A 24,351-nucleotide genomic window follows, 5' to 3' on the forward strand; every position below is an offset into this window, starting at 1 on the left:
AGGGTAATGACAATAAGCGAGGGAACGGGCTGCCGGGCGAGCGCGAAGGTGGGATATTGGCTTCCGACGACAGATGGCTGGAACGGCTGCGCCTCGAGCTGGCCTGGTTCAGCGGTCAGGCGGCGCTGCGCAGTCGCGGTGCTGGCGCCATCCTGCGCTTTGCGCATGTGCGGCCGCGGCGCCGCGGATTTCAGCCGCTGCGCGCGAACGAGATCACGCCGCAATTCCTCGACCGCGCCATTCGCGCGCTGCGGCGCTGGGATTACGATTTCCTCGGCATGGACGAGGTCTGCCGGCGCGCGGTGACGCTGCCGGAGAAGCGTCGCTTCGTGGCGCTGACCTTCGATGGCGCCAACAAGGATCTCATCAATTTCGCCTATCCGGTGCTCGCACGTCACGCCGTGCCCTTCACGATCTATGTGCCGACCGCCTTTCCCGACGGCGTCGGCGAGGCCTGGTGGCTCGGGCTGGAGCAGGTGATCGCGCGCGAGAGCCGGATCAACCTGATGATGGGGGAGAAGGAGCAGCGCTTCACCGTCGCCGACAATGCCCGGAAGCAGGCGCTGTTTTCGTATCTGGAGAGCTGGCTTCGCTCGCTGCCGCCGGCGGATTTGTCGGTCGCGATCGCCGATCTCTGCACGCGCTACCGGGTCGACCTCGCTGCGCTCTCGCGCGAGGCGTCGATGGACTGGGAAGACCTCGCCAAGCTCGCCGCCGATCCGCTGGTGACGATCGGCAGCGCCACCGTCAACCATCCCGTTCTCGCCAACATGAAGGATGCCGCCGCGCTGCGCGAAATGACGATGGGCAAAGCGGTCGCGGAATCGGCTTTCCGGCGCGAGATCAGGCATTTCGCCTTTCCGTTTGGCGACCGCTCCTCGTTTCGGCGCAGCCACGTCGTGATGGCGGAGGAGGCGGGCTTCGCCAGCGCGGTGTCGACGATCCCGGGCATCGTGGAGGCGGAGGGACGCACCAATCTGCGCGCGCTGCCGCGGATTTCCTGGGATGGACGGGTGCGTTCGCTGCGGATGCTGCGCGTGCTGGTGTCGGGTGTTGCCTTTGCGCCGGTGAAGCCGACGGGCAGCGCTCCGGGCAAGACCTAACGAGTGGACTTGACCCGGTCGGGCCGCTGCATCCAGCTCACGATCGGCATCGCCGGCAGCACCCAGCCCATGCCGACCACGACGTAGTAGATCGCCTGCCGCCAGCCGGACTCGGCGATCCAGGGCATCTGCGCCGCCGCCATGCCGAGCAGGGACCAGACCGTGGCCAGCACCAGGAGCAGGATGGCGCCGAGGAACTTGCGGGTGCGGATCGTCATGGCGGAATGTCGCGGTCCTGGCGGAACTTGCGCTGCGGGAGCGGGGGACTATAAGGGGCACGCAGTCCGGTTCAAGCCTGGTTTTCGCCCCTGATGACGACGACGTCCACCCTGTCCGAGCCGCACCGCGCCGTGCGCTGGTGGCTGATCGCCGTGGCCGCGCTGATCGCCTTGATGGTGCTGGTCGGCGGCGCGACGCGGCTGACGGAATCCGGCCTCTCGATCGTCGAATGGAAACCCGTTATGGGCAGCGTGCCGCCGCTCACCGAGGCGCAGTGGACCGAGGCGTTCGAGGCCTACAAGAAGATTCCGCAATATCGCGAGCTCAACGCCGGCATGAGCCTGTCCGAATTCAAGGAGATTTTTTGGTGGGAGTGGAGCCACCGGCTGCTCGGCCGCTTCATCGGCGTCGCCTATCTGCTGCCGTTCCTGTTCTTCCTTTGGCGCGGTGGCTTGTCCGGTGAGCTGAAGCGGCGGCTGTGGCTGCTGTTCGCGCTCGGCGGTCTGCAGGGTGCGGTCGGCTGGTGGATGGTCGCCTCGGGCCTGACCGAGCGGGTCGAGGTCTCGCAATATCGGCTGGCGACGCATCTGGTGCTGGCGCTTTTGATCTTCGCCGGGATCGTCTGGACGGTGCGGCGGCTCAAGGAGCGGCAGCAGATCGCAGCACCTGCTCGGCTGCGGTTCACCAGCGCGCTGCTTCTCGTCGTGACTTTCGTGCAGATCTATTTCGGCGCGCTGGTCGCGGGCCTGCGCGCGGGCCGCGCCTACAACACCTGGCCTGAGATCGATGGCGCGTTCGTCCCGTCGGCGGATCGGTTGTGGTTCGAGACGCCGTGGTGGCGCAACATGTTCGACAATGTGCTGACGGTGCAGTTCGAGCACCGCATGACGGCCTATGCGCTGTTCGTGCTGGCGGTGCTGCATGCGATCGACGCGGTGCGCTCGCGCGCAGGGGCGGCCGCGAGCGGCGCGCTGTGGCTGCTTGCGGCGGTGAGCCTGCAGGCGGTGCTCGGCGTCCTCACGCTGCTCAACCAGGTGCCGATCGATCTCGCGCTCGCGCATCAGGCGGTTGCGATACTGGTGCTCACACTGGCGGTGATGCAGTTTGAACGGCTCGCATCGCGGCGGTCTGCGGAGACCCAGCCGCGCGCGGTTCCGGTCAGCCAGCCCGGCTGATCACCATCAGCCCGGCCGATCAGCAATAGCCGTAAACGCCGCACGCGTAGGGCAGGCGCCAGAAATAGTCGACCTGCTTCCCGCCGTAATACGGGCCCTTATAATCGTAGCTCCAGGGCCGGCCGTAATAGCCCGGCAAGGTGTTGGAGCCGGGCAGGAGCGGCGTGCCCGGCAGGTTGCGGATGTAGCTGCCGATGCCATAGGCCGGCGAGATCAGCGCATCCGGATCGGTCTCGACATAGACCTGGGGCGGGTCCTGCGGCGGCACGGCAACGCGCCGCTTCGGCGTCGCCGGCAGATCGGCGGCCAGCGCGCTCGAAACCGTCAGCATCGCCGCAAGGGCAGGCACCATCCAGCGCAGCATCGTCGGCTCCGAATCAAAGGGGCGAATCCAAAGACGATGTATGCGGCAGATATGGTTAATGACTGTTAACTGACGGCGTTGTTCCGGGGCGGCTTGGCACACCGCCCCGGACGACGACAGTTACGCGCTCAGCGCCTGTTCCAGATCCGCGATCAGATCTTCCTTGTCCTCGATCCCGACCGAGAGCCGCACCACGTCGGGGCCGGCGCCGGACTTCACCTTGGCGGCGTCGTCGAGCTGGCTGTGCGTGGTCGAGGCGGGGTGGATCACCAGCGAGCGGGTGTCGCCGACATTGGCGAGATGCGAGAACAGCTGCAGCTTCGACACCAGGCTGACGCCGGCGTCATAGCCGCCCTTCAGGCTGAAGGTGAACACGGCGCCCGCGCCCTTCGGCGCGTATTTGCGCGCGAGCTGGTTGTACTTGTCGTTCGGCAGGCCGGCGTAGCTGACCGAGGCCACCGCCGGATGTCCCGCGAGGTATTCGGCAACGGCCTTGGCATTGTCGCAGTGCCTCTGCATGCGCAGCGGCAGCGTCTCGATGCCGGTCAGGATCATGAAGGCGTTGAACGGTGAGAGCGCCGGCCCGAGGTCACGCAGGCCCAGCACGCGGCAGGCGATCGCGAAAGCGAAATTGCCGAAGGTCTCCTGCAGCCGGATGCCGTGATATTCCGGCCGCGGCTCCGACAGCATCGGATATTTGCCGCCGGTCGACCAGTCGAAGGTGCCGGCATCGACGATGATGCCGCCGAGCGAATTGCCGTGGCCGCCCAAGAATTTCGTCAGCGAGTGCACGACGATGTCGGCGCCGTGGTCGATCGGGCGGATCAGATAGGGCGAGGCCAGCGTGTTGTCGACGATCAGCGGCACGCCCGCCTTGCGCGCCACCGTCGAGATCGCCTCGATGTCGGTGATGCTGCCGGCGGGGTTGGCGATGGACTCGATGAAGATCGCCTTGGTGCGCGGCGTCACCGCGCGCTCGAAGCTCGAGATGTCATCGGGATCGGCCCACACCACGTTCCAGCCAAAACTCTTGAACGCATGCGTGAACTGGTTGATCGAGCCGCCATAGAGCTTTCGCGCTGCGATGAACTCGTCGCCGGGCTGCAGCAATTGTTGCAGCACCACGACCTGCGCGGCATGGCCCGAGGCCACCGCCAGCGCGGCGGTGCCGCCTTCGAGCGCGGCGACGCGCTCTTCCAGCACGGCATTGGTCGGGTTGCCGATGCGGGTGTAGATGTTGCCGAACGCCTGCAAGCCGAACAGCGAGGCGGCGTGGTCGGCGTCGTTGAAGACAAATGATGTCGTTTGATAAATCGGAGTCGCGCGCGCGCCGGTGGTAGGGTCGGGCTGTGCACCGGCATGCACGGCGAGGGTTGAAAATCCCGGAAGGCGATCGCTCATTGAGGCGTCCTGTTCTCGTGGTCTGAAATCGCGCGGCATGCTGATGGGCGGGGCGCTCGCCGTCAAGGCGCCGCTTCACATCAGAATGATTTGGGAGCGATCTTGCTACGCATCGTCGCGTTCGCGAAATGAATCCTTCGCGGATTGCGTCAGCTCTGCTCGCTCTTGTTTTTCGCGGCGCGATCCGATGCTGCAGTTTCGCCACCACCGACGCTCATCCGATTGAGGGATAGCCGCATGCCCTGCGTCGGTACCGGCGCCCGCTTTGAGCTGAGCGTGCGCGAATTCACGCCCATCCAGGATATCTCTGACGACAGGCGGCCATATTCGATCTTGGGGCAGCGGTTCATGACCACCTTGATACCGACCGACTCCGCCTTTGCCGCCGCGGCATCGTCGCGCGCGCCGAGCTGCATCCAGATCACCTTCGGCAGCGGATCGAGCGTGAGTGCCTCTTCGACGACGGGCATGATGTGGCTGGAATTGCGGAAGATGTCGATCATGTCGACGGGACGGCCGATGTCCGAGAGCGAGGCGACGAACGGCTTTCCGAGCAGCTCCTTGCCGACATGGCCGGGATTGATGGGGATCATGTCGTAGCCGCGCTGCGCCAGATATTTGAACGCGAAATAGCTCGGTCGCACGTTGACCGGCGAGGCGCCGACCATCGCGATCGACTTCACGCTGTTGAGGATGCCGCGGATGTAATTGTCGGGATAGGCGTCGTGGTTCATGTTTTTCTTTCTCTGACCCTCATGGTGGGGAGCGCGGAACGCGCGTCTCGAACCATGAAGCGGCAGTCGGGCCTCTATCCTTCGAGACGCCGCGTTCGGCGGCTCCTCAGGATGAGGAGTTGACTATTCATCCCGCCATGTCGGCGTGCGTTTCTCGATGAAGGCGCCGATGCCTTCCTCGGCGTCGCGCGCCATCATGTTCTCGGTCATGACCTCTGCGGCATAGCGATAGGCATCTGCAAGGCTCATCTCGGCCTGGCGGTAGAACGCCTCCTTGCCGAGCTTGATCGTGTAGGCGGATTTCAACGCGACTTTCTGCGCCAGCGCAATCGCGGCATCGCGCTCGGTGCCGGCGGGGACGACGCGATTGACGAGCCCGATCTCGCGGGCACGCGCCGCCGGAATAGGCTCGCCCGTCAGCAACATCTCCATCGCCTGCTTGCGCGGCACGTTGCGCGACAGTGCCACCATCGGCGTCGAGCAGAACAGGCCGATGTCGACGCCGGGAGTGGCGAAGCTCGCCGCCTCCGAGGCGATCGCCAGATCGCAGCTTGCCACGAGCTGGCAGCCGGCCGCCGTCGCGATGCCCTGGACGGCAGCGACCACGGGCTTGGGCAGGCGCACAATCGCCTGCATCATGGCGCTGCACGCCGTCATGATCTGCGCAAAATAAGCCCGGCCGCGATCCGGATCGGTGCGGCGCGCGGTCAGTTCCTTGATGTCGTGGCCGGCGGAAAAAGCGGGGCCGTTGGCTGCGATGACGGCCGCACGGATGTGCTTGTCTTCCGCGATCGCATTGAGGCTCGCATGCAGCTGTCCGATCATCGCCTCCGAAAGGCTGTTGCGCGCGGCTGGTCGGTTCAGCGTGAGCACGGCGACGCTGCCGACGATCTCGCGCAGCAGGATCGGCGGTTGCGGGGAGGGGGCGCGGGCGGCCTGGACGGACATTGACGCGATTTCCGCTAAATGATTGCAATTGGATGACACCAATAACTTAATGTAACAGGGCAAGCGAAGCGAGGGTGGGGAACGGAATGGCGTTAGCGAAAATGAGCGTGGCGGAGCTCGAGCAGTTCCTCCGTGATGAATTTCCCCAGGCCTTCAGCGGTGACGACATCACGATCGAGAGCGCGGACGGCCAGACCAGCCTTTTGCGCCAGCGCTACAGCGAAAGGATGCTGCGGCCGGGTGGAACCGTGTCCGGCCCGACGCTGATGGCGCTCGCCGATTTCGCGATGTACGTGGTGCTGCTGTCCGCGATCGGGCCGATCGGGCTCGCCGTCACCACCAATCTCAACATCAACTTCCTGCGCAAGGGCCAGCCCGGGCAGGATGTGCTGGCCGAGGCCCGGCTGCTTAAGCTCGGCAAGCGCCTGGCGGTCGGGGAGGTGAACCTTTTGTCGGGCACGTCAGCCGACCCGATCGCCCATGTCACCTCGACCTATTCCATTCCAAATATTTGAGCTTTTCGCAGGTAATATAGCACCATATTTTTAAGCCGTTGATTTTATGGGCATAATTTCAGCTCTGGGACATTGACCGTTGCGCCTCACTTCTCTAGAAACCCGCGCAGTCCGGTGCGGTGTTCGCGCCGATGTCTCCCTCACGGAAATTCTGACATGAAAACCTTTTCGGCAAAGCCGGCCGAGGTGACGAAGAAGTGGGTGCTGATCGACGCCAAGGGTCTGGTCGTCGGCCGTCTCGCCACCATCGTCGCCATGCGGCTCCGCGGCAAGCACCTCCCGACCTATACCCCGCACGTTGACTGCGGCGACAACGTCATCATCATCAACGCGCAGCATGCGGTCCTCACCGGTCGCAAGCGCGAGCAGAAGACCTACTACAAGCACACCGGTTACGTCGGCCACGTCAAGGAGCGCACCGCGCGCCAGATCCTCGAGGGCAAGCACCCCGAGCGCGTGCTCGAGAAGGCCGTCGAGCGCATGATCCCGCGTGGTCCGCTCGGTCGCGTGCAGATGGGCAACCTTCGTGTCTACGGCGGCGCCGATCATCCGCACGAGGCGCAGCAGCCCGAGAAGATCGATATCGCCAAGTTGAACCGCAAGAACACGAGGGCCGCATAACATGGCCGAATCCATCCAGTCGCTCGACCAGCTCTCGCAGCTCAAGACGGCGGCGGCGCCCGAGGCGCCCAAGCACGAGAAGAAGGTCGACAAGTTCAACCGCGCCTATGCCACCGGCAAGCGCAAGGACGCGGTCGCCCGCGTCTGGATCAAGCCGGGCGCCGGCAAGGTTACGGTCAACTCGCGCGAGGTCGAGGTCTATTTCGCCCGTCCCGTGCTGCGCATGATGATCGAGCAGCCGTTCTCCGTGGCCCAGCGTTCGGGCCAGTACGACGTGATCTGCACCGTCGCCGGCGGCGGACTGTCCGGCCAGGCCGGCGCCGTCCGTCACGGCATCTCCAAGGCGCTCACCTATTTCGAGCCGGAGCTGCGCTCCGTGCTCAAGAAGGGCGGCTTCCTCACCCGCGACTCCCGCGTGGTCGAGCGCAAGAAGTACGGCAAGGCCAAGGCCCGCCGGTCCTTCCAGTTCTCGAAGCGTTAATCGCTTCTGTCGCATTCGCCGCGAAAGCGGCTTCAATGAGATGCAAAAGGGCGCTGATTTCAGCGCCCTTTTTGTTGTTCGTTTGTATGCAAATTGATGGCGTGTTTCCCGAAAACTTAGGCTCTCGCGAAAACCTGAATGGAACCCGTGGGACCTAGCGTCGCCTTCGGAAGGGCGCGCAAATCGGATGTGCCGATCGCGTAACTGCTATGTTTTAGAGGGGGCCGACATGATGTCGCTCGATAGCATCACGCTCTATTTGGTCGCCACCATGGTTGCCGCATTGCTCGGCGCCATGATGGTGTTTTTCGGCAAGCAGGAGAACAGCCCGGCGCTGAAATGGTGGGGCACCGCCTATCTCCTCGGTGCCGCCTCCGTCGCGCTATGGACCGCGGCGGGCGACAGGCTGGGCCCCCATATCTACCTTGCGCTGAACGCCGTCGGTTTCGTCGCCTGCGGCATGGTGTGGAACGCGGCGCGCGTCTTTCATGGCCGCAAACCGAACTGGCCCGGCCTCATGCTCGGCGCGCTCGCCTGGGTCACTGCTGCGACGCTGCTCGATCCCACAGCATCGATGCTGCGCATGCTCGCCGGTGCCGGCATCGTCTCGGTGTACGCGGCGCTGACCGCGAGCGAGCTCTGGACCGAGCGGCGCAAGAGCGTGCAACGACGCTGGCCGGCCTTCGTGATGCCGGCGATGCACGGCTGCGTATTGATGCTGCCGATTCTGATCGGCAGTTTCCTGCGCCCGCACGATGCCGGCTTCTCGTCGAGCATCTGGGTCACCGTGTTCGCGGTCGAGCTCATACTCTATGCCGTCGGTACCGTGTTCGTGATCTTCATGCTGGTGTCGGAACGCACCGTCACCGCGCACCGGACTGCCGCGTCGACGGATCCTTTGACCGGCATGCTCAACCGGCGCGGCTTCTCGGAAGCCTGTGCGCGCGTGATCGAGCGCGAGGCCAAGGCGGGGCGGCCGGTGACCGTGATGATCTTCGACATCGACCACTTCAAGTCGATCAACGACCGCTTCGGCCATCCCGCCGGCGACGAGATGCTGAAACTGTTCTCCACCGTCGTGGTCAGCAATTTGCGCATCTCCGACCTCTCGGGCCGCATCGGCGGCGAGGAGTTCGCGGCGCTGTTGCCGTGTTCGCTGGAGGAGGGCGTGCTGGTCGCCGAGCGCGTGCGCGAGGCGTTCGAGACCTCCGGCGTCGTGGTCGATGAAGGCCCGGTCGACACCACCGTCAGCATCGGCGTCGCCGGCGGTCCGGCCGGTACCGAGCTCGAGGTTCTGCTGGCCTCGGCCGACACCGCGCTCTACCAGGCCAAGCGCGGCGGCCGCAACCGCGTCGAGGCGGCCGAGGAGCTGCCACTGTCGCTGGAGAACTGGCGGCGCCAGAGCGCCGCGCGAACCGGTGTATCGCAGGCGCGTCCGGCCACCGCCTGAACCGTGGGGGCTTGCGGTAATCTTCTGTTTACCATTCGATCCCATACCATTCCGATATGGAATCGATCCGTCGACAGAATCCGCAAGCCACCCTGATGTCGCTCGAAGCCGCTGCGGCCTCGGCGCGCGGCGGTTTCGCCTGTCTGTTCTCGACCGCGGCTGAATACGAGACGGCGCTGATCACCGAGCGCCGCGCGCAGGGCCGCTACGCGCAGGGGCGCAGCTACTGGCCGCTCGCGCTGTTCGTCGGTTGTGCGCTGATCGTCGCGGGCACGGTCCTGCTGTTCGCCTGACGGGCCTGCATTTCCAGGCCGGGCAGGGCGCCGTTTCGGCGCCTTTTTCTTTGTCGCCGTCTGCGGTAGACACGGCCATCAACAAAAGGGTGGAAACCGATGATCACCGAGATCGCGCAAATCGACGTCAAGCCGGGTAGCGAGAAGGACTTTGAAGCCGCTGTCGCCAAGGCCAAGGCCGCTTTCGGCCGCTCCAAGGGCTTTCACGGCTTCGAGCTGCACAAGTCGATCGAGAAGCCGCAACGCTACCGGCTGATGGTGAAGTGGGCGACGCTGGAGAACCACACCGTCGATTTCCGCGGCTCGGAGAATTTCACCGAATGGCGCGGCCTGGTCGGCCAGTATTTTGCCGCGCCCCCGGAGGTCGAGCACACCGAGACCGTGCTCACGACCTGAGCGAGGTTCACGCCGCCTCCGCCAGGGGCGGCGCCTCATACGTCTTGAAATGGTCGATCATGACCTTGGCGATGGCGACCAGCGGCAGCGCCAGCGCGAGGCCCCAGATGCCGAACACGACGCCGAGCAGGATCTGGAACGCGAACAGCGTGGCCGGCGGGATGTCCAGCGCCTGCCGCTGCAGGATCGGCGTCAGCACGTAGCTTTCCATGGCGTGCACGCCCATGAAGAGCAGAAAGGCCGACAAGGCGGGGATCCAGCCCGAGGCGAGGCTCGCCAGCACCACGATGACGCCGGCGATGATGGCTCCGACGGTCGGGATGAAGGCGAGCAGGCCCGCCTGGATCCCTAAGATGAACGCGCCGGGGATGCCGATGACGGCAAGTCCGATCCAGGTCACGACACCGACCGCGATCATGACGACGATCTGGGCGATCAGCCAGCGCTCCAGCGTCTCAGCCGTACGGTCGATGATGAGGGCGACACGCGTGCGGTGCCTCGCCGGTGCGAGGAACAGCAGGCCGTCATGATAGACGCTGGGCTGGGCGGCGAAGGCAAGGCCCAGGAACAGCACGATGAAGATGTTGCCGACGCCGTGAATGGTGCCGAGCAGCAGCTTGAGGGTCTGGCTCACGATCGCCCCGCCGCTGGAGGCGAGCGCGCCAGCGCCGGGCAAGGGACCGCGCGAAGGCGCTGCCGGCGCGGGCGTCGCCTCCGACGACGCGTTGGTCGAAGAGTCCGAGGCAGCGTTGCCGAGATCGAAGAAGCTGGTGTCGATGCCGTGGTTCTCGAGGAAGGACCTGACATTGGTGATCTGCGACTTGATGGTCTTGCTCAGCAGCGAGGCCTGCTCGGCAATGGTGGCGCCGCCGAGATAGGCGATGCCTGCCAGAAGCACAGCGAGCGCGACACAGACGATCGCAAGCCGGAGCGTGTGAGGCAGGGGGACCCGGCGGCCGAGCGCATTGACCAGCGCGTTGAGGCCGAGGCCGAGCAGCATGCCGGTGAAGATCAGCAGCAGGGTGGCCGCAAAATACCAGGTGAAGGCGAGCAGCGCGGTGAACCCCACGACGCCGATGCCTCCGACGGAAATCGCCCAGGCCTGGTCCCGAGCCAGGTCGCTGCGGGTGCGGAGGCGTTCATCTCTGAGAATCGTCACATGAGGTCCTTTTCGAGCGAGGCGGCGCCAACGCACTCTTTCGCGAAATCCTGCCGGGGATCAAGCCGGGCGCGCGCCGGTTTGGCGCGCTCGTCATCGCCGCGGGGCTGTGGGCCCCCTCCGACCGATCGGAGTAGCCGTCCGCCCGGCCTGCCAAGGTCCTCCAGGCCGGGCATTTGCGCGAAAATAGCATTGCCGTCCCGCGATCCCTTCTGTTGAATTTGTCCCATCGGAGGGGCATGTTTGCAGAATCTTCTTACCGGGAGGCGCGGAACGACAGATGAGAAAGCCGGTCGTCGGCGTGATCGGGAATTCCCATCGCGTCGAAAATCGATTTCAGGTCCAGATGGTCGGCGAGCGAAACCTGCGCGCCGTGGCCGAGGTCTCCGGCGGCTTGCCGGTGATGTTTGCGGGCTCCCCTGATATCACCGATATCGCGGCGCTGCTCGATACCGTGGACGGCATCATCCTCACCGGCGCCCGCGCCAACGTGCACCCGACCCGTTTCAACGTCGATCCTTGCGAGAAGCACGAGCCTTACGACATCCACCGCGACGAGGTCGCGCTGGCCCTTTCGGTCGCCTGTGTCGCCCGCGGCATCCCGCTGTTCGGCATCTGTCGCGGCCTGCAGGAGATGAACGTCGCCTTCGGCGGCTCGCTGCATCCCGAGATCCGCGAGATCCCCGGCCGGATGAACCACCGCATGCCCCGGCTCGAGAACGGCGAGATCCATCCCGATCCGACCGTGGTGTTCGCCGACCGTCACGATGTCGATCTGACGCCGGGAGGTGCCTTCGCAAAAATTCTCGGCTGCGAGAAGATCAGGGTCAATTCGCTGCACGGCCAGGGCATTCTCGATCCCGGCAAGCGCGTGCTGATCGAGGGCGTCGCCGAGGACGGCACCATCGAGGCGATCCGCATCGCGGAGGCTCCGACCTTTGCGCTCGGCGTGCAATGGCATGCGGAGTACGACCCGCAGTACAATCCGATCAACCGCAAGCTGTTCGAGGCCTTTGGCGAAGCGCTGGTGGCAAGGCAGAAGGCGGCGGCGTAGGCGGCAAGCGCTGCGGGAGGCCGTGGGGATATGATCTCGCTACACCGTCATTGCGAGCGAAGCGAAGCAATCCAGAGTCTTTCCGCGGCGGGGTTCTGGATTGTTTCGCTGCGCTCGCAATGACGGAGATCCACCGATAACTCCAGATCAAGGCCTGCACCGCGGATAGAATTTCGCACCCCGATCCTTTCGAGTTGTGCTGGATAAACCAATCAGTAGGAATTGCTCCGTCACGATTTTTGCGGTTCTGATTTGTTCTTTGAGAACGAAGTGGAGTCAGATGCAGAACGAAAGCTGAAGACTCCGTGGCACAAGGTTCATCGCACCCGTGCGGTCGAATCGGAGACGCGCTCACGTCTCACGCCGCCCGCTCCGTCCGTCGCGAGCGGTAGGCCTGCGGTGACATCAGTGTCAGCTTGCGAAACGCCTTGCGAAAGCTGCTCTCGTCCTCATAGCCGGCGGCGCGCGCGATGGTCTTGATCGGCTGCGTCGTCGATTCCAGCAGCGTGCGCGCGTGCTCGACACGGCGACGCATGATGAAAGATTGCGGCGGCTCGTGCGTGAGCTCCTGGAATTTGCGGTTCAGCGTACGCTCGCTGAGGCCGAGCGCGTCGGCAAGGCGCTTGACCGTCATCGGGACCTCGCCGGCGCGGCGAACCAGGAGGTCCGCCCGGGTCAGCAGCGGGTCCTGCGACAGCAGATAGCCGACGGGCATGAAGATCGACTGGGTGCGCTGGGCGGTGTCGATGACGACGTAGTCCGCGCACAACTTTGCGATCTGCTTGCCTTCGATCAACTCGACCAGCCTGAGCAGCAGGTCGACCCACGACATCGGGCCGGCCGCGCAGACGATGCGGTCCGCAACCGTGATGACGGCGTCGGGGGTGAGGTCGATCGTGGGATGGCGTTGCCGCAGCTCGCTTTGCAGCCACCACGTGATGGTGGCGCGGCGGTTGTCGAGCAGGCCTGCCCCCGCCAGCAGGAACACGCCGCTGCAAAATGCGCCGATCAGACGGCCATTTGCGTGCTGCTGCCGGAGCCAGGCGCCGGCGCGGGCGTATTGCGGCTTGAGGCGCTCCGCCGTGACGTGATCGACGAGGTTGCCGGGGAGGATGATCGCGTCGAAGCTGCCGCGCTTGCCGATCGCGCCGTCGACCGCGACCATCTGGCCGCCGCCGGCGCGCACGGGCTTGCCGTCGAGCGAAAGCGTCCGGCAGCTGAAGCGGGATTTCGCGCCGCTCTGCTGCATCACGTGATTGGCGAGCGACAGGATGTCGGCGACGCCGGCGATCGCCGAATGCATGCAACCTTCCAGCGCGAGAATTGCGAGCTTCATGGGACCTCCGGACAGCTGCCCGCGATGCTATCCGATCGGTGCGCGGGGCGCATGGCGGAAATTGCCCGATCTCTGTCTTATCCGCCGCTGCCTCGCCGGCCCTGTCTGGTCCAATCTGCTGCCGTCGTCATGACATCAAAGGAGAGAGACATGCCTTACGTCACCATTTCCACCGTGCGCGGCATCCTGGATGCGGCCCAGAAGAAGACGCTGCTCGAACGCGTCACCGATGTCCTGGTCGAGGTCGAGGGGCAGGGCAACCCGGATTTCCGCCGCAACATCTGGGTCAGGATCGAGGAGCAGGAGCCCTCGCACTGGTCGCTCGGCGGCATGCAGCCGACGAGCGAGATCATCGCGAGCACGTTCGGCGCAATCGGAGCGGACGGCCTGAGGGTAACGCGGTAGCAGCGCCCGGCGCAGGGCGGATCAGGCGTCGGCATGGTCCGCCACTGCCTCTGCTCAGCCGATCACATCGCCATCCTGCATGGGCATTCCCATTGCGTTGCACAATCGCAACGTTGATCTCCACGCGCAGCATTGAGGTTCATGAGAAGAGTACCATATGCTCTGCAAGGGAGCCCTGCCGTGCAGACCATGAAGGCGGCCCTCGTTGCGGCGATCACCGTCGTGGCTTTGACCTGCTGCCTCCTTCCCAGCTCAGCGGAGGAGAGCGGCCGTGTAGCCCTCGTTGTTTCGATCGACGGGGCGATTGGCCCGGCGTCAGCCAGCTACGTGCGGGAGGCTTTGGCCACGGCGAGCGAACGGCGCGCCGAGGTCGTGCTTCTGAGGATGAACACGCCCGGCGGGCTCAATTCCAGCATGCGCGAGATCATCAGGGATGTGCTCGCCTCGCCCATCCCTGTCATCGGCTACGTCGCTCCCTCCGGTGCCCACGCGGCGAGTGCGGGGACCTATATCCTCTATGCGACCCACATCGCGGCGATGGCGCCAGGCACCAATATCGGTGCGGCGACGCCGGTCCAGATCGGCGGGCCGCTTCCGGGCCTGCCGAGCGGCACACCCGACAAGGATGGCAAAGACAAGAAGGATGAGCCGAAGGACGCGATGACGGCGAAGGCCACGAACGATGCCGTCGCCTTCATCCGCAGCCTCGCCGAGCTGCGCAACCGCAATGCGGAGTGGGCAGAGAAGGCGGTCCGCGAGGCGGCAACACTCTCTGCCAACGGCGCGCTGGAGGCGCACGCCATCGATCTCGTCGCGCGCGATCAGGCTGAATTGCTGCGGCAGGTTGATGGCCGTGTGGTGGAGCTCGCAGGCGGCAAGACGCAACGCCTCGTGACAAAGGATGCTGTCGTCGAAGCCATCGAGCCCGGACGGATATCCCGGTTCCTGGCGGTCATCACCAACCCTAACGTGGCGTTCATTCTCCTGATGATCGGCATCTACGGCCTGATCTTCGAGTTCATGTCTCCCGGAGCCGTCGCCCCAGGAGTCGTCGGTGCGATCTGCCTGCTGATCGGCCTCTATGCGCTCAATTTGCTGCCGATCAACTATGCCGGCCTCGCCCTGATGCTGATCGGACTCGTGCTTCTCACCATCGAAGCCTTCAACCCGACCGTGGTGGTCGGCATCGGAGGGATCATCGCTTTCGTGCTGGGAGCAATGATGCTCTTCAGGAGCGAGGCGCCTGGGTATCAACTGTCGTGGTGGGTGATCGGCACCACTACGGTCGTGTTCAGCGGCTTTGCTCTGATCGTGCTTGGCTCGCTTCGGCGCGTCCGCAAGGCTCCTGCGCTGGTCGGCGCGCAGGCCATGCGCGGCTTGCCCGCCGAGGTTCTCGACTGGAACGGGAACGAAGGTCATGTCTTCGCCCATGGTGAGCGCTGGCTGGCGCGCGGCGCCGAAACGTTCAAGCCCGGAGAGACGGTCGAAGTCGCCAATGTCGTCGACCTGACGCTGCTGATACGCCGCACACCCGCCCGGACAGGCGAGGGAGGTACATCATGATGCTGGAATATCTGACGTATGCGGCGCTTGCGCTGCTTGTCATCGTGTTTCTATCCCAGGCCATTCGAATTCTGCGCGAATACGAGCGCGGCGTCGTCTTCACGCTCGGCCGCTTTACCGGCGTGAAGGGCCCGGGCCTCATCCTCCTCGTCCCGATCGTGCAGCAACTCGTCAAGGTCGATCTGCGGGTGATGGTGCAGGTCGTGCCGCCGCAGGACGTGATTTCGCGGGACAACGTCTCCGTCAAGGTCAACGCCGTCCTGTACTTCCGCATCGTCGACCCCGAGCGTGCCATCATCAAGGTCGGCGACTACATGGCGGCGACCAGCCAGCTCGCCCAAACCACGTTGCGTTCGGTGCTCGGCAAGCATGAGCTCGACGAGATGCTCGCCGAGCGCGACAGGTTGAACGCCGATATCCAGGAGACCCTCGACAAGCAGACTGACGTCTGGGGCATCAAGGTCACCGGCATAGAGATCAAGGATATCGATATCAATGAAACCATGGTTCGCGCGATTGCCAAGCAGGCTGAGGCGGAGCGCTTGCGGCGGGCCAAGGTGATCAATGCGATGGGCGAGCAGCAGGCCGCCGAAAAGCTCGTCGAAGCCGGCCGGATCCTGGCGCAGGAGCCGCAGGCAATGCAGCTGCGTTACTTCGCGGCTCTGCACGACATCGCCGGTGAACGCTCGTCGACCGTGGTGTTTCCGCTTCCGACCGGCCTGCTCGACCATTTGATGCCGCGGCCTAACAACCCGTAGCGGGTAGCGGTTGGCCTGTAGGATGGGTAGAGCGCAGCGAAACCCATCGTGTCGCCTCGCCAAAAAGTTTGATGGGTTTCGCTGCGCTCTCCCCATCCTACGATGCCAAACGAAAAGGCGCCTCCTTTCGGAAGCGCCTTTTGCCTGTCTCGTCCCGTCGGGCCGCTCAGCCCGAATAGTACATGTCGAACTCGACCGGGTGCGGGGTCATCTCGAAGCGCTCGACCTCGGTCATCTTCAGCTCGATATAGGCATCGATGAAGTCGTCGTCGAACACGCCGCCGGCCTTCAGGAAGGCGCGGTCCTTGTCGAGATTTTCGAGCGCCTCGCGCAGCGAGCCGCATACCGTCGGGATCTGCTTCAGCTCTTCCTTCGGCAGGTCGTAGAGATCCTTGTCCATCGCCGGACCCGGATCGATCTTGTTCTTGATGCCGTCGAGGCCGGCCATCAGCATCGCGGCGAAGCCGAGATAGGGATTGGCGAGCGGATCGGGGAAGCGCACCTCGACGCGCTTGGCCTTCGGCGAAGCGGTGTAGGGGATGCGGCAGGAGGCCGAGCGGTTGCGCGCGGAATAGGCGAGCAGCACGGGCGCCTCATAGCCCGGGACCAGACGCTTGTAGGAGTTGGTTGAGGGGTTGGTGAAGGCGTTGATCGCCTTGGCGTGCTTGATGATGCCGCCAATGTATTGCAGGCAGGTCTCCGACAGGTCGGCATATTTGTTGCCGGCGAACACCGGCTTGCCGTCCTTCCAGATCGACTGGTGCACGTGCATGCCCGAGCCGTTGTCGCCGTAGACCGGCTTCGGCATGAAGGTGGCGGTCTTGCCGTAGATGTGGGCGACCTGGTGGATGCAGTATTTGTAGATCTGCAGGTGGTCGGCCATCAGCGTCAGCGTGTCGAACTTCATGCCGAGCTCGTGCTGGGCGGAAGCGACCTCGTGGTGATGCTTCTCGACCTTGACGCCCATCTTGGCCATGGCACCGAGCATCTCGGAGCGCATGTCCTGCACGGAGTCCTGCGGCGGGACGGGGAAGTAGCCGGCCTTGGTGCGGATGCGGTGGCCGAGGTTGCCGCCTTCATATTCCGTGTCGGTGTTGGTCGGCAGCTCCGAGGAGTCGAGGCGGAAACCGGTGTTGTAGGGGGTAGAGGAGAAGCGCACGTCGTCGAACACGAAGAACTCGGCTTCGGGACCGACGAACACGCTGTCGCCCACGCCCATCGACTTCACCATGGCTTCCGCCTTCTTGGCGATGCCGCGGGGGTCGCGGTTGTAGGGCTCGCCGGTGGTCGGCTCGAGCACGTCGCAGGTGATGACCATGGTGGTCTCGGCGAAGAACGGGTCGATCGTCGCGGTCACCGGATCGGGCATCAGGCACATGTCGGACTCGTTGATCGCCTTCCAGCCGGCGATCGAGGAGCCGTCGAACATCGTCCCTTCGGCGAAGATGTCTTCATCGATCATGCTGACGTCGAACGTGACGTGCTGCCACTTGCCGCGCGGATCGGTGAAGCGCAGGTCGACGTACTTGACGTCGTTGTCCTTGATCGATTTCAGGACGTCTTTGGCGGTCTTCATGCATACCCCTTATGGCTCTGCGGGTCGGTTTCCAGGTGAGCAGGATTTTTCTCGCTTTTGGCGAGTTCGCGCGCGACCGCACAAACGAAATCAGGCCGCCGAAGCAGCCTTATTCTCTTGTCGGAGTGTCGCAAAATGCGGGATAGCACCCGGCTCAGATAGCGTCCAGCCCGGATTCGCCGGTTCGGATGCGGATCGCCTCTTCGATATTGGAGACGAAAATCTTGCCGTCGCCGATGCGGCCGGTCTGCGCGGCGCGGCGGATCGCGTCGATGGCGCGCTCGACCAGATCGTCGCCGATCACGATCTCGATTTTTACCTTCGGCAGGAAGTCGACGATGTATTCTGCGCCGCGGTAAAGTTCGGCGTGGCCCTTCTGCCGGCCAAAGCCCTTGGCCTCGGTGACGGTGATGCCCTGAAGACCGACTTCCTGAAGCGCTTCCTTCACCTCGTCGAGCTTGAAGGGCTTGATGATGGCTTCGATTTTCTTCACTGCGCGACTCCCGGCCTTTCGATCAAATAGCAACGTCTTCGTCAGGATGCGCATTTCTCAACGCACGATCTTGTCTTCTGTATGCCGGGATCCCTGACCAGTCCGGCAACAACGGCGGGCCCCACTCTGTAAGATGCCAGTGAGCACGACGAACCGAAGCGGCTTCCTCGAAAGCAGGGTCTATGCCAAGTTGCAAATGCCCTGATTATTGGAGCGTTATCAGCCTTTTAACGAGCATCTCTGGGTGCGGCGACGATCTGCACAAAATACCGAAGACTACGAAATAGGCAAACGGTTCAATATATGTGCAGATCGATGTCCCTGTCGCCGGATCGGCAAGGAAGATGCCTGTTGAAGAGGCGTTTGTACTAGGAAGTGGCATGGAAGTTCTGAGCAACGCCGAGATGCAGCGGGCCGACCAGCTCGCCATTGCGGCCGGCACGCCCGGTTTCAAGCTGATGCTGAGCGCGGGCCAGGCGGTCGCCGAGGCCGCCCATGCGCTGGTGGAGGAGGGGCCGATCCTGATCGTCGCCGGTCCCGGCAACAATGGCGGCGACGGTTTCGTTGCAGCCGCCGAGCTCGCCGCGCAGGGGCGCGAGGTCTCGGTGATCCTCATGTGCGAGCGCGACCAGCTCCAGGGCGATGCGGCCTCCGCTGCGCGGGGCTGGAAGCACCCGGTACTCCCGTTCAATCCGCAGGCGATCGGAAGGCCGGCGCTGATCATCGATGCGCTGTTCGGCGCAGGCCTCAGCCGCACCGTGGACGGCGAGGCGCGGGAGATGATCGAGGCGATCAACGCCAACGGCGCCCCGGTGCTCGCGGTCGACCTGCCGAGCGGCATCAACGGCACCAGCGCGGCCGTGATGGGCGTCGCGGTGAACGCCACCGAGACCGTCACCTTCTTCCGCAGGAAGCCGGCGCATCTGCTGCTGCCCGGGCGCGTGCATTGCGGCCGCGTCCGCGTCGCCGACATCGGCATCGACGCGCAGGTCCTGGACGAGATCGCGCCGCAGACCTTCGAGAACGATCCGGACCTCTGGGGCGCGGCCTTTCCGGTGCCGCGCATCGACGGCCACAAATACGCGCGCGGTCACGTGCTGGCGGTCTCCGGCGACGCAGCCGCGACCGGCGCGGCGCGGCTCGCCGCGCGCGGCGCGTTACGGGCCGGCGCCGGGCTGGTGACGCTCGCCACACCGCGCGATGCGCTCGCGATCAATGCTGCCGCGCTCACCGCGGTGATGGTCCGCCCCGTCGATACCGCGGTCGAGTTCGGCGAGCTGCTCGGCGACAAGCGTTACAATACCTGCATCATCGGTCCCGGCGCCGGCATCGGCGAACGCACCTGCGACATGGTCCACACCGCGCTTGCCGCACAACGACGTCTGGTGCTGGACGCGGACGCGCTGACGAGCTTTGCCGCAACCCCCGAGCACCTGTTTGAATCGATCAAATCCTCGCAGGACAATGCGGTGGTGCTGACGCCGCACGAGGGCGAGTTTCCGCGCCTGTTCTCCGATCTCAGCAACAAGCATCCCGGCCGCTCCAAGCTCGAACGCGTCCGCGTCGCCGCCGAGCGCTCCGGCGCCGTCGTGCTCCTGAAGGGGCCGGATACCACCGTCGCCGCGCCCGATGGCCGCGCCGCCATCGCCGCCAACGCGCCGCCCTGGCTCGCCACCGCCGGCGCCGGTGACGTCCTCTCCGGGATCATCGCAGGGCTGCTGGCACAGGGCGTGCCGGCATTCGAGGCCGCCAGCATCGGCGTCTGGATGCACGGCGAGGCGGCAAGCGAAGCCGGGCCGGGCCTGATCGCGGAAGACCTGACCGAGACGTTGCCGGCCGTCCACCGGCGGATCTATGATGCACTGGGGGTGGAGTATTAGGGGCGCGGGGGAATTCCTGTTGAACGCAGCAACCAGAGACTGCTACGGTCTGCGCAGGCGGTCCCGGGCTCCAGATTTTGAGCCTGGCGTTTCGGCGCTGGACGACGGGGGGGAGGCGCGGATGCGCGTCAAATTGACGAGCCTGTTGGTTGCCGCTTTGGGCGCGCTCGCGCCGAGTGCTTTCGCGGCCGACCTGCCGATCAAGGCTCCCGCCCACAGCCCGGCACCGGTTCAGAGTTGGACGGGCCCGTACGTTGGGCTTGCGGTCGGCGGGAAATGGACGGATGCCAATTGGACAACGACGCAGCTTGTCGATCCGCCATCGCCGTTTGTCGGAGCGGCGTTCATCGATGCATCTTCGCCTGACCGCTTTCGTCCGCAAGGGGTTCGGCTCGGAGGATACGCCGGCTACAGCTGGCAAATCGATCGATGGGTGCTTGGCTTCGAAGCCGATGCAGCCTGGTCGAACGCAACCGACACCCATGTGGGCGTGCCGGGCTGCAGGATCGAGTGCTTGGCGGGATTCCCAGGGCCTGGTGTCGACTCGTCCTTCGTGCGCTCCAGTTGGGATGCGAGCTTGCGGGCGCGCGCCGGCTATCTCGTGATGCCGGAGTTGCTCGTCTACGGTACTGGCGGCGTTGCCTGGCAGCACGCAGAGGTGTCCGGCACTTGCGCCAATACGTTTGATGATCCCCTCTGCCTGGAGTCTCCGCCGTTCGCTGTCAAAACCCAGACCGACGGCCACACGCGGACGGGATGGACGCTTGGCGCAGGCGTCGAGCGCAAGTTCGGCGCGTGGCTTTTGCGCGGCGAGTATCGTTATAGCGACTTCGGCAAGCTTGAAGGCGTCCTCTTCCCCAACCAGCCTGTCGCCGACCCCGGCGCCGATGCCGCGCACTATTCAGTCAGCCTCCGCACGCACGTCGTTACGCTCGGCATCGGCTACAAGTTCTGAGCGATCAGCAACCTGAGCTGCGCGCATCCCGTAGTATCACTCCACCCCATACCAGCGCACCAAGCGCGGCGCGGCCCAGTCCGTCACAACCGACTCGAGTAGCCATCGTCCCGGCGAGGTCGCGGCGAACGCGACGCGCTGGGTCTGGCCGGGCTCGATCGCGAGCGTGTCGAGCCAATAGGGCTTCCAGCCGTCGTCGAGCTTGTCGAGCAGGCGGAACGGGTGGCCATGCAGGTGGAATACGGTGGTGAGAGGGGCAGGGTTCTTGAGGGCCAGCACGACGGTGCGGCCGGTCTTGGCGCGGAAGGCGGGGGCGGAGGCGGTGGAGAAGTTCGCGGGCCGCGTCCAACCGGCGTCGGCCGCGCCGAGCGCGACATCGAACCGCAGGGCGCCTTTCAGATCGAGCTGGTCAGGCAGGTTGTTCGAGGGGAGGGGCGGCGGCGGCAACAGCGGCACGCGCTCCAGCTTTCCAGAGATGGCGAGACTTCCGACCTGGCGGGCCTCCTTGCCGTTGTGGAGCAGGAATGGGGCCGACATGGCAGTATCCACAAAGGCGTCGGCCCGTGCGCCCGGGGCCAGCACCACCGCGCCGTTGCGCGCGGGGAACGGCTCGGCCGGCTGTCCGTCCAGGGCCATGATCCGGACCTCGTGGCTCTCCAATTTGATCGCCAGAACAGTACGTTGGGAGCCGTTGATAAAGCGCAGCCGCAGCCGCTCATGGGCTGCGGCTGAGAGTTCGAATGAAGTCTTGCCATTGACCGTGTAGAGCGGCGTCGTGTCCTTCGGGTCCTGGCCCGGAGGGACCGCGGTGCCATCCGGCCGCAGGCGCCATTCCTCGATCAACAGGACCTCGTCGCGGTCGACGGCGAGGCGGCTGGTCTCTTCCGCGATAATCGGGAGCGGGCGCGCGGGCTGCTTCAGGCCGCCCTCGAAGAGACGGAAGTCAGCCAGCAGGGTTCCTGCGCTTGATATTGAAATGATTGACGTTTCGGTCCTGTCTGGCGCGGCGGGCGCACGCCCCCGCAGTGGATCGGTCGCGGCATTGCGGCCGTACCAGACCGGCGCAAGTGGCACAGGCAGGTCGTTCCGAAACACCACTTCGCAGCGGTCGCCGCGCTTGAGACGGACATCCCTGAGATGACTTACGGCGGCCAGCTCCCAGATCGGTGTAGCCGGCTGACCGGGTCTCAGAGCCAGCGTTGCCGGCCTCGCCTGCAGCGAGAGCTGGGCCGTCACCGATGGACCGGCGCCGCCGGCGATCAGCCCGGCTGCCGAGGCTCCAAGGGAGGCGCCAAGGCCTGCCAAAACCTCGCGCCGATGAGGGGCAAAGATCCGCGTTGTCATGGGCCGATCCCGACCACGCCGCGCTGGATAAGTCCAGCCATCATGCCTACTTGAAGCCTGCCTCCATCAGGCCATTTTTTTGCTGCGAACAGTCAGGCTCATGCTATAAGCCCGGCCGCCCGCGGCATCGCGGCCGGTCTTGATGCAAATTCACGCGGGCGTGGCGGAACTGGTAGACGCGCCGGATTTAGGTTCCGGTGACGAAAGTTGTGGGGGTTCGAGTCCCTCCGCCCGCACCAAGCGCTTATCGCGTTTGCACGGATTACGAGACCTGCTTCCGCGCGGATGTTCGTCCGTCTGGAGGCGGTCCGATGAACCACCGGCGTAGAGGCGTTCGCCTCGCGCCGGATCGATTAATGACAGCGTCCCGACGCGCGACGCGCCGGGACCGAACGAGAAGAAGATTGGACGCCATGCAGGTCACAGAAACCCTCTCGGAAGGCTTGAAGCACGAGTTCAAGATCAGCGTTCCCGCGTCTGATCTCGATGCCAAGGCCGGTGCCAAGCTCGTCGACCTCAAGGACAAGGTCCGCATCAACGGCTTCCGTCCCGGCAAGGTGCCGGTCTCGCACCTGAAGAAGGTCTACGGCCGCTCGGTCATGGCCGAAACCATCGACCAGACCATCCGCGACACCAACACGCAGCTGTTCTCCGAGCGCGGCTTCCGTCTCGCGACCGAGCCGAAGATCACCATGCCGACGGAGCAGAAGGACGTCGAGGAGCTGCTGAGCGGCAAGACCGATCTGACCTACACGGTCGCGATCGAGGTGGTGCCGGCGATCGCGCTCGCCGACTTCAAGACCTTCCAGGTCGAGAAGCCCGTTGCCGATGTCTCCGACGCCGACGTCGACGAGGCGATCAAGCGCATCGCGGATTCCAACCGCACCTATGCCGCCAAGGGCGAGGGCGCCAAGGCCGCCTCGGGCGACCGCGTCACCATCAACTTCAAGGGCAGCATCAACGGCGAAGTCTTCGAGGGCGGTACCGGCGAGGGCATCCAGGTCTTGATCGGCTCCAACACCTTCATCCCGGGCTTCGAGGAGCAGCTCGTCGGCATCGGCGCCAATGAGACGCGCACGCTGAAGGTGTCGTTCCCGAAGAACTACATGAACGAGAAGCTGGCCGGCCAGCCCGCCGAGTTCGAGACCACCGCGACCCTGATCGAGGCGCCGCAGGAGCTTGCGATCGACGACGAGTTCGCCAAGTCGCTCGGCCTGGAATCGCTGGACAAGCTCAAGGAAGCCGCGCGCGAGCGCCTGGTTGCCGAGTTCGCCACCGCGACGCGCCAGCGCGTCAAGCGCGCGCTGCTCGATCGCCTCGACGAGGCGCATCGCTTCGAGGCGCCGCCCTCGCTGGTCGACGAGGAGTTCAATCTAATGTGGAACTCGGTCAAGGCCGAGATGGATTCCGCCGGCAAGACCTTTGCCGACGAGGACACCACCGAGGACAAGGCGAAGGAAGAGTACCGCAAGATCGCCGACCGCCGCGTGCGGCTCGGTCTCGTGCTCTCCGAGATCGGCGAGAAGAACAAGATCACCGTGACCGACGACGAGGTCGGCCGCGCCGTGATCGAGCGCGCGCGCTCGATGCCCGGCCGCGAGAAGGAGGTCTGGGACTACTATCGCAACAACGCCCAGGCGCTGGCCCAGCTTCGTGCGCCGATCTACGAGGACAAGGTCGTCGACTTCATCCTCGAGCTCGCCAACGTGACCGAGAAGAAGGTCTCGCGCGAGGATCTCTACAAGGACGACGACGCGGAAAAGACCGCAGCCTGAGGGCTCTAGAGCGTTTTCGAGCGAGGTGGATACCGCTTCGCGTGAGGAGAATGCGTTAAAAATAGACGCCAGAGCCCCTTTCCGATTCCATCGGAACGGCGCTCCAGGACAGATTTCTGTTAAGGATGATCGGGAAAGAGGTCCAGCTAGCCAGATGGCCGGCTGGGCCACTTTGTGCGAATCAGCTTCAACTCCCCGACGGATTAAGCCTTAATGCGCTCCGCACTTGTCAGGCGCGAATTGGGCTATATCTGTCGCTACACGTTCTACCTCTACCAAGTTCCTGCATCACGGGACGTCCATCCGCCCTTCCGGCACATCCAGCCAAACTGGCAGCCAGGCCCGGCGATGTC

General features: G+C 64.7%; 25 protein-coding genes and 1 tRNA gene. 16 read left to right on the forward strand and 10 right to left on the reverse strand.

What is annotated here, in order from left to right:
- Positions 1 to 56 precede the first annotated feature (56 nt).
- Entirely contained in the window at positions 57 to 1,103 is a 1,047-nt protein-coding gene (locus JQ566_RS19940; RefSeq protein ID WP_212374745.1) for a polysaccharide deacetylase family protein, read from the forward strand.
- Here JQ566_RS19940 and JQ566_RS19945 read toward each other — a convergent pair.
- A complete protein-coding gene (locus JQ566_RS19945) occupies positions 1,100 to 1,321 on the reverse strand; it encodes a DUF2842 domain-containing protein (RefSeq protein ID WP_061877803.1) in 222 nt (73 codons plus the stop codon). The genes JQ566_RS19940 and JQ566_RS19945 overlap by 4 nt on opposite strands.
- Positions 1,322 to 1,414: 93 nt before the next feature.
- Here JQ566_RS19945 and JQ566_RS19950 point away from each other — a divergent pair, with 93 nt between their 5' ends.
- Positions 1,415 to 2,497, forward strand: coding sequence for a COX15/CtaA family protein (locus JQ566_RS19950; RefSeq protein ID WP_212374747.1), 1,083 nt, complete (start codon positions 1,415 to 1,417; stop codon positions 2,495 to 2,497).
- 19 nt (positions 2,498 to 2,516) lie between these two features.
- On the opposite strand, the gene JQ566_RS19955 is transcribed toward JQ566_RS19950, so the two are convergent.
- The 4 genes from JQ566_RS19955 to JQ566_RS19970 form a co-directional block, all read right to left on the reverse strand.
- A complete protein-coding gene (locus tag JQ566_RS19955; RefSeq protein WP_212374749.1) occupies positions 2,517 to 2,861 on the reverse strand; it encodes a hypothetical protein in 345 nt (114 codons plus the stop codon).
- Between the two features lie 120 nt (positions 2,862 to 2,981).
- Positions 2,982 to 4,262, reverse strand: a complete 1,281-nt coding sequence (locus JQ566_RS19960; RefSeq protein WP_212374751.1) for an O-acetylhomoserine aminocarboxypropyltransferase — start codon at positions 4,260 to 4,262, stop codon at positions 2,982 to 2,984.
- Positions 4,263 to 4,411: 149 nt separating this feature from the next.
- Entirely contained in the window at positions 4,412 to 4,996 is a 585-nt protein-coding gene (locus JQ566_RS19965) for a CoA-binding protein (RefSeq protein WP_212374754.1), read from the reverse strand.
- A gap of 123 nt (positions 4,997 to 5,119) precedes the next feature.
- Positions 5,120 to 5,944, reverse strand: a complete 825-nt coding sequence (locus JQ566_RS19970) for an enoyl-CoA hydratase (RefSeq protein WP_212374755.1) — start codon at positions 5,942 to 5,944, stop codon at positions 5,120 to 5,122.
- A gap of 86 nt (positions 5,945 to 6,030) precedes the next feature.
- On the opposite strand from JQ566_RS19970, the gene JQ566_RS19975 reads away from it, so the two are divergent.
- From JQ566_RS19975 to JQ566_RS20000, 6 genes are all read left to right on the forward strand, one after another.
- Positions 6,031 to 6,459, forward strand: coding sequence for a PaaI family thioesterase (locus tag JQ566_RS19975; RefSeq protein ID WP_100232682.1), 429 nt, complete (start codon positions 6,031 to 6,033; stop codon positions 6,457 to 6,459).
- A 156-nt stretch (positions 6,460 to 6,615) separates the two neighbouring features.
- Entirely contained in the window at positions 6,616 to 7,080 is a 465-nt protein-coding gene (gene rplM / locus JQ566_RS19980; protein ID WP_011087726.1) for a 50S ribosomal protein L13, read from the forward strand.
- Between the two features lies 1 nt (position 7,081).
- Positions 7,082 to 7,561 carry a 30S ribosomal protein S9 gene (rpsI, locus tag JQ566_RS19985; RefSeq protein ID WP_018642439.1) on the forward strand — a complete coding sequence of 160 codons (480 nt, stop codon included), beginning with the start codon at positions 7,082 to 7,084 and terminating at the stop codon, positions 7,559 to 7,561.
- Between the two features lie 229 nt (positions 7,562 to 7,790).
- The gene (locus JQ566_RS19990) at positions 7,791 to 9,011 is read left to right on the forward strand and encodes a GGDEF domain-containing protein (RefSeq protein ID WP_212374757.1); all 1,221 of its coding nucleotides are present in this window, start codon (positions 7,791 to 7,793) and stop codon (positions 9,009 to 9,011) included.
- Positions 9,012 to 9,067: 56 nt separating this feature from the next.
- Positions 9,068 to 9,304 (forward strand): hypothetical protein, encoded by a 237-nt coding sequence (locus JQ566_RS19995; protein ID WP_212374759.1) that lies wholly within the window; start codon positions 9,068 to 9,070, stop codon positions 9,302 to 9,304.
- Between the two features lie 99 nt (positions 9,305 to 9,403).
- Entirely contained in the window at positions 9,404 to 9,700 is a 297-nt protein-coding gene (locus JQ566_RS20000) for an antibiotic biosynthesis monooxygenase family protein (protein ID WP_025036647.1), read from the forward strand.
- Positions 9,701 to 9,707: 7 nt separating this feature from the next.
- Here the strand turns inward: JQ566_RS20000 and JQ566_RS20005 are convergent, their stop codons facing one another.
- Positions 9,708 to 10,859, reverse strand: a complete 1,152-nt coding sequence (locus JQ566_RS20005) for an AI-2E family transporter (protein WP_212374761.1) — start codon at positions 10,857 to 10,859, stop codon at positions 9,708 to 9,710.
- 280 nt (positions 10,860 to 11,139) lie between these two features.
- Between JQ566_RS20005 and JQ566_RS20010 the strand changes: the two genes are divergently transcribed.
- A complete protein-coding gene (locus JQ566_RS20010) occupies positions 11,140 to 11,913 on the forward strand; it encodes a gamma-glutamyl-gamma-aminobutyrate hydrolase family protein (protein ID WP_212374763.1) in 774 nt (257 codons plus the stop codon).
- A 358-nt stretch (positions 11,914 to 12,271) separates the two neighbouring features.
- On the opposite strand, the gene JQ566_RS20015 is transcribed toward JQ566_RS20010, so the two are convergent.
- Entirely contained in the window at positions 12,272 to 13,249 is a 978-nt protein-coding gene (locus JQ566_RS20015; RefSeq protein WP_212374765.1) for a GlxA family transcriptional regulator, read from the reverse strand.
- Positions 13,250 to 13,399: 150 nt separating this feature from the next.
- On the opposite strand from JQ566_RS20015, the gene JQ566_RS20020 reads away from it, so the two are divergent.
- From JQ566_RS20020 to JQ566_RS20030, 3 genes are all read left to right on the forward strand, one after another.
- Positions 13,400 to 13,654, forward strand: a complete 255-nt coding sequence (locus tag JQ566_RS20020) for a tautomerase family protein (RefSeq protein ID WP_212374767.1) — start codon at positions 13,400 to 13,402, stop codon at positions 13,652 to 13,654.
- A gap of 180 nt (positions 13,655 to 13,834) precedes the next feature.
- Positions 13,835 to 15,217 (forward strand): NfeD family protein, encoded by a 1,383-nt coding sequence (locus JQ566_RS20025; RefSeq protein ID WP_212374769.1) that lies wholly within the window; start codon positions 13,835 to 13,837, stop codon positions 15,215 to 15,217.
- Positions 15,214 to 15,975: a slipin family protein gene (locus tag JQ566_RS20030; RefSeq protein WP_212374771.1), complete on the forward strand. Its 762-nt coding sequence runs from the start codon at positions 15,214 to 15,216 to the stop codon at positions 15,973 to 15,975. The genes JQ566_RS20025 and JQ566_RS20030 overlap by 4 nt, the downstream gene beginning before the upstream one ends.
- Before the next feature lie 166 nt (positions 15,976 to 16,141).
- Here JQ566_RS20030 and glnA read toward each other — a convergent pair whose 3' ends face one another.
- Together glnA and JQ566_RS20040 are read right to left on the reverse strand one after the other, a co-directional pair.
- Complete coding sequence (glnA, locus tag JQ566_RS20035; protein ID WP_212374773.1) at positions 16,142 to 17,551, reverse strand: type I glutamate--ammonia ligase; 1,410 nt, start codon at positions 17,549 to 17,551, stop codon at positions 16,142 to 16,144.
- A 154-nt stretch (positions 17,552 to 17,705) separates the two neighbouring features.
- Positions 17,706 to 18,044 carry a P-II family nitrogen regulator gene (locus JQ566_RS20040; protein WP_007603495.1) on the reverse strand — a complete coding sequence of 113 codons (339 nt, stop codon included), beginning with the start codon at positions 18,042 to 18,044 and terminating at the stop codon, positions 17,706 to 17,708.
- Positions 18,045 to 18,424: 380 nt separating this feature from the next.
- Between JQ566_RS20040 and JQ566_RS20045 the strand changes: the two genes are divergently transcribed.
- Both JQ566_RS20045 and JQ566_RS20050 read left to right on the forward strand, forming a co-directional pair.
- A complete protein-coding gene (locus JQ566_RS20045; protein WP_212374775.1) occupies positions 18,425 to 19,924 on the forward strand; it encodes an NAD(P)H-hydrate dehydratase in 1,500 nt (499 codons plus the stop codon).
- Positions 19,925 to 20,045: 121 nt separating this feature from the next.
- The gene (locus tag JQ566_RS20050) at positions 20,046 to 20,879 is read left to right on the forward strand and encodes an outer membrane protein (RefSeq protein ID WP_212374777.1); all 834 of its coding nucleotides are present in this window, start codon (positions 20,046 to 20,048) and stop codon (positions 20,877 to 20,879) included.
- A 36-nt stretch (positions 20,880 to 20,915) separates the two neighbouring features.
- Here the strand turns inward: JQ566_RS20050 and JQ566_RS20055 are convergent, their stop codons facing one another.
- Positions 20,916 to 22,223: a multicopper oxidase domain-containing protein gene (locus JQ566_RS20055; protein WP_212374778.1), complete on the reverse strand. Its 1,308-nt coding sequence runs from the start codon at positions 22,221 to 22,223 to the stop codon at positions 20,916 to 20,918.
- Between the two features lie 154 nt (positions 22,224 to 22,377).
- Here JQ566_RS20055 and JQ566_RS20060 point away from each other — a divergent pair.
- Together JQ566_RS20060 and tig are read left to right on the forward strand one after the other, a co-directional pair.
- Positions 22,378 to 22,462, forward strand: a tRNA-Leu gene (locus tag JQ566_RS20060).
- A gap of 174 nt (positions 22,463 to 22,636) precedes the next feature.
- On the forward strand, positions 22,637 to 23,998 hold the full coding sequence (gene tig / locus JQ566_RS20065) for a trigger factor (protein ID WP_212374780.1): 1,362 nt from the start codon (positions 22,637 to 22,639) through the stop codon (positions 23,996 to 23,998).
- The last annotated feature ends 353 nt before the right edge of the window (positions 23,999 to 24,351 follow it).

This window comes from Bradyrhizobium sp. SZCCT0231 (assembly GCF_018130245.1).
Taxonomy (GTDB): domain Bacteria; phylum Pseudomonadota; class Alphaproteobacteria; order Rhizobiales; family Xanthobacteraceae; genus Bradyrhizobium; species Bradyrhizobium japonicum_F.